Source organism: Bacteroidales bacterium, assembly GCA_031276035.1.
Taxonomy (GTDB): domain Bacteria; phylum Bacteroidota; class Bacteroidia; order Bacteroidales; family BM520; genus RGIG7150.
In genome coordinates this window covers 1-4,322 of sequence record JAISNV010000022.1, presented here as the reverse complement: position 1 = coordinate 4,322, position 4,322 = coordinate 1, and the positions used below count along the sequence as shown (strand labels likewise).

The 4,322-nt window shown below is 30.4% G+C and carries 3 protein-coding genes; all 3 read left to right on the top strand.

Annotated elements, in window-relative coordinates:
• The first annotated feature begins 204 nt into the window (after positions 1-204).
• Positions 205-1,890, top strand: coding sequence for an AAA family ATPase (locus LBP67_05350; protein ID MDR2084401.1), 1,686 nt, complete (start codon positions 205-207; stop codon positions 1,888-1,890).
• Positions 1,891-1,894: 4 nt separating this feature from the next.
• A complete protein-coding gene (locus tag LBP67_05345) occupies positions 1,895-2,938 on the top strand; it encodes a hypothetical protein (protein MDR2084400.1) in 1,044 nt (347 codons plus the stop codon).
• Positions 2,939-2,961: 23 nt separating this feature from the next.
• On the top strand, positions 2,962-4,322 hold a 1,361-nt coding region (locus tag LBP67_05340; GenBank protein MDR2084399.1), incomplete at its 3' end, for a DUF3375 domain-containing protein.

The following is a 4,322-nucleotide window of genomic DNA, read 5'->3' as shown; positions in this document are numbered from 1 at the left end:
TTTTTATTGAATATCAATAAGATAGAAGTCATTAATTTGTTTTTATATTTTATTAACAAAACACTAATAAGCTAATAATTAGCGAATTAATATTTATTGACTTTTCAAAAATAGTTTTTTAAATAATTATAATTATCTATTAATAAATGAATTAGCATGGCTGAATAGTTACAATCATCTAAAGAACTTGAAAGTTTAAGCAAAATTATTCTTATTACAGATCCTAAGGCAAAGCTAGATATTATTGATTTTAAAACCAACTATTCTGATATAATTGGTCTATCAAAAGAAGTATTAAGCTTTGTCCCTTCCAAATCAAACATAATTAGCATTCTTGAAAAAGACAATCAGATTTATGAATGGGCAAAACGAGGATTAAACATTCACTCCCCTAACAGTAAATGTGTTTTTTGTGGAAATGACTTAACAGAAGAGCGATACCATGAACTTCTAAATTATTTTAATAATGAGGCTTCCAAACTAAGAGAAACAACGAAAGAGTTACTAAGTATGCTTCAAGTAGAAGAAACTCTTATCGATTCATTAATTATTCCCTACAGTCATAATGATTTTAATGACAATTTTCAAAGCGATTTCAATTCTTTAAAATTTGAATTCGACAAGGAGTTAGCAAAATACAAAATCAAATTGACTAAAATCAAAGCATTAATAAACAAAAAAAAGAACAAGTCTATATATAAAACTATTGCAATTCCATATAGTGAAAATGAATTATTGCCGATTTTCGATGTAATATCAAAGTTAAACAAGCTTATATTAGATAATAATAATTTTACTGATAAGTTTGAAACAATAGTAGAGTCCAAAAGAGATATTTATAAAAATCATTTAGTGGCCTCATTCTTAAAAAAAGAAAAGTATTATTTAAAAAAAATAAAAGCTGAAAAAGTTCAAAAGTCAATTGACATATTTAATCAAAAAATAGATGAATATCAGAAAACTATTGATTTACTTACATTGCGAAAAGAAAGTGTCTCTGAAGGCTGTGTGCAACTAGAAGCTTTTATTCAAAGTTTCTTAGGGAGAAATGACATACAAATAAAACCAAGTGCCACAGAAACGGGAAAATATAATTTGATGCGAGGTAATCATCTTGCGAAAAATTTGAGTGAAGGTGAGAAAATGGCAATTTCATTTTCTCATTTTCTTGTTCTTTTAAGAAGCTTGAATAAAAAAGGGACTTTGGCTAATCATGTTATATTTATTGATGATCCCATTTCTAGTTTAGATAGTAATCATATTTTTCAAATCAACTCATTACTAAAAGAAACTTTTTTTGACCATATTCCAGACCCCAATCAACCAACGCAAAAAATGTGGAGATTGAAATGCAAGCAATTATTTATTTCTACGCATAATTTTGAGTTCTTCAACTTGTTAAAAGATTTACCGAAAAAAGATGGCTTGCAACACAGAAAGGAACTTAAAAATAGAGAATCAAGATACTTTATATCAAGAAATCAAAATGGCGCATCAATAGAAAAATTGCCAAATGTCTATAATGATTATCAATCTGAATACCAATTCTTGTTTAGCGAAATAGCAAAGTTTAACCAAGACTCACAACAAAATATATCTTCGCAGCTATTCTTAATGCCAAATATTCTAAGACGATTTGTTGAAATGTACACTTTGACAAAATATCCGTCAACAGATGAAGTTGATACTCGTGCCGATAAAGTTTTTGGTCCCGAAAAATCTAAAAGAATTTTGAAACCGTTGCATTATTTTAGCCATTTCAACAATATAGATAGAATTGGAAAGCAAAGTGAATTCATTGTTGATATAGGTAGTGCATGCAAAGAGGTATTACAACATATTAAGAAAAAAGATAGATTACATTTTGAAGCTTTACAAAGCATAATATAAAAATATGTCAACAATAAAATTGAACCAACAACTCAACCGTGTTGAAATAAAGGAGTTCGAAATCGAGAATCCAATTGTTTTTAACTATTTCAACAATCTTTCGGTAAATGAGCGAGATGAAAAACTCTTGCGTGCGATATACATTGGAGTATTAGCTTTAATGGAAGATAGAATTTCTTCTTTTTTGTCTAAAACATCCAACGAACTGGGTACAGAACTCGAAAGTCTTAAAATGATATTCGAGATGAAAAAGGAACTTTTTTACAAATCTACCATAAAAGGAATTTTGGCAGAAGACGAAATTGCTGAATTCCTGAACAACTTTTTTCAAGAAAAGCGGTTAAAAGACAGAGCCATACTTACAGGCAATACAACAGGCAATATCGAAAAAAATAAAACAGGGGATATTGTTTGTGAAGTCAATGGAGATAGTAATCTGAGAATTGTTATTGAGTGTAAATTCGATAAAAGTATTCGTTTGGGAGAAATAGAATCCAAAGAGATTTTTATTCGAAAAACCGATACCGCTTGGAGTCAGTTGATTGAGGCGGAAGCAAACAGAGATGGAAAAGTAAGTATTATCGTTTTTGATAAGTCATTGGTTGATAATTCTATTCTTAAATATGCTGAAAATATTGGTTTCATTTCTAGTATAGGATTCATTGCGGTTGTAGATTCCCAAAAGGGCGATTATTCAAATTTGTCTATTGCATATATGTTAGCTCGTGATATTGCTCTAAATGCAAAACAAGTTGACTTAGACAAAAACTTATTGGCAATTCTTGTAAATCGAATTATAAAGGATATTAATGAAGTTTTGTCCATAAAATCGCTTGTCTACAGCAATATTGAAAACAACAAGGCAATCTTAAAGCAACTAGAAAAATCTATCTTGCTTATGGAATTTAATCAAGAGTATATGAAAAAGTTCTTGATAGATGGAACTTTAACAAAAAAAGACTTGCTTGATTTTTATTCAGGAGAAGATATCAAAGATAAATATCGAATCATAGAGAAAGATATTGAAGACGAAGTTAACAACAAGTAGATTTTTCTAACCCGTCTATGCTCATGGACTACCAGAAATTGGAAATACAATTAAAAAGCGCCCCGAGCCTCAAGTTATTGCGGTCTCGGAACGCACCGCTCATCTTATCCTTTTTATATTCCCAATTCAAAGAACAAGGCGAAATTAGTATCCAAAATGAAAAGCTGATAAGTCAATTAGCATGGTATTTAGAAGAATTGAATTATTCCGATGAAGACGGTGACCTGACATCGTTTGGATCGGACAATTATGAAAGAGCCAAAAAGTATATTGAATCATGGACGAATGACAATTTTCTACGGAACTACATGGACGATACAGAAAAAACAATTTATAATGTTTTGACTCAGCATACTGAACGTGTTTTCCAAATGTTAGATTTATTGCAGGAACGAAAGTTTGTCGGGACAGAATCAAAATTCAAAGATATTTTTCACAAATTGAAAGAATTAGTCGACAATAATACAGAAGACCCGAAAAAGAAAATTGAAGAACTTGAAGAACGAAAAAAGAAGATAGATGAAGAAATTCGTCGGATACGACGAGATGGAAATGTTGCAAAATTTGAGGATTATCAAATACAATCTCGTTTTGAAGATATTTCCCGATTAACAAACGAGTTAATTGGCGATTTTAAGGAAGTCGAAGATATCTTCAAAATGATTACAAGAGATATTTATGAAAAACAAAGCCAATATGATTTGTCTAAAGGAAGAATATTGCACTATACATTTGATGCCTTAGATACCCTCAAAGAGAGCGATCAAGGAAAAAGTTTTTATGCTTTCTGGAACTTTTTGATTGACGAAGATAGTCAAGAGACATTAAAAACATTGATTAAACAGGTCTCTGATATTTTAGAAGACAGAGGTATTGAATACAATAATCGCAATCTGAAACGAATTAAAACGATTTTGTTTCAATCGGGCAGAAAGGTTTTGGACAGCAATAATCTATTAGCAGAAAAGCTAACACGGGTTGTTGCAGAAAAACATTTATTAGAAAGTCGGAAAATAAGAGAAACAATAGCAGAGATTAAGCAAATTTCACTTCGTCTGATTGAATATAAAATTCCTGAATATTATGGCATTGAAATAGAATTAGGGGCAAATATAGATATGCCGATGGAACGAAAATTGGGAGAAGAAAAAATTATTCCCGAATTTAATGTAATTCCTGAAACATTCAATTCAAAAGCCGATTTAGAAAGCATGAGCAATCTTTTCAACCCCGACTCTATTAATATAAAAGAACTGATTGGAAATATAAACTCATTGCTGACTGACAAACAGCAAGTAACACTTGGCCAGGTAATAGAAAAATATCCGGTTAGCAAAGGGCTAAGTGAACTCATTGGTTATATTTCTCTAATTAACTCTTCTGA

What these genes read in the sequence shown, in the direction of transcription:
- LBP67_05345 (MDR2084400.1), top strand. Translation starts at nt 1,895, where the DNA reads ATGTCAACAATAAAATTGAACCAACAACTCAACCGTGTTGAAATAAAG.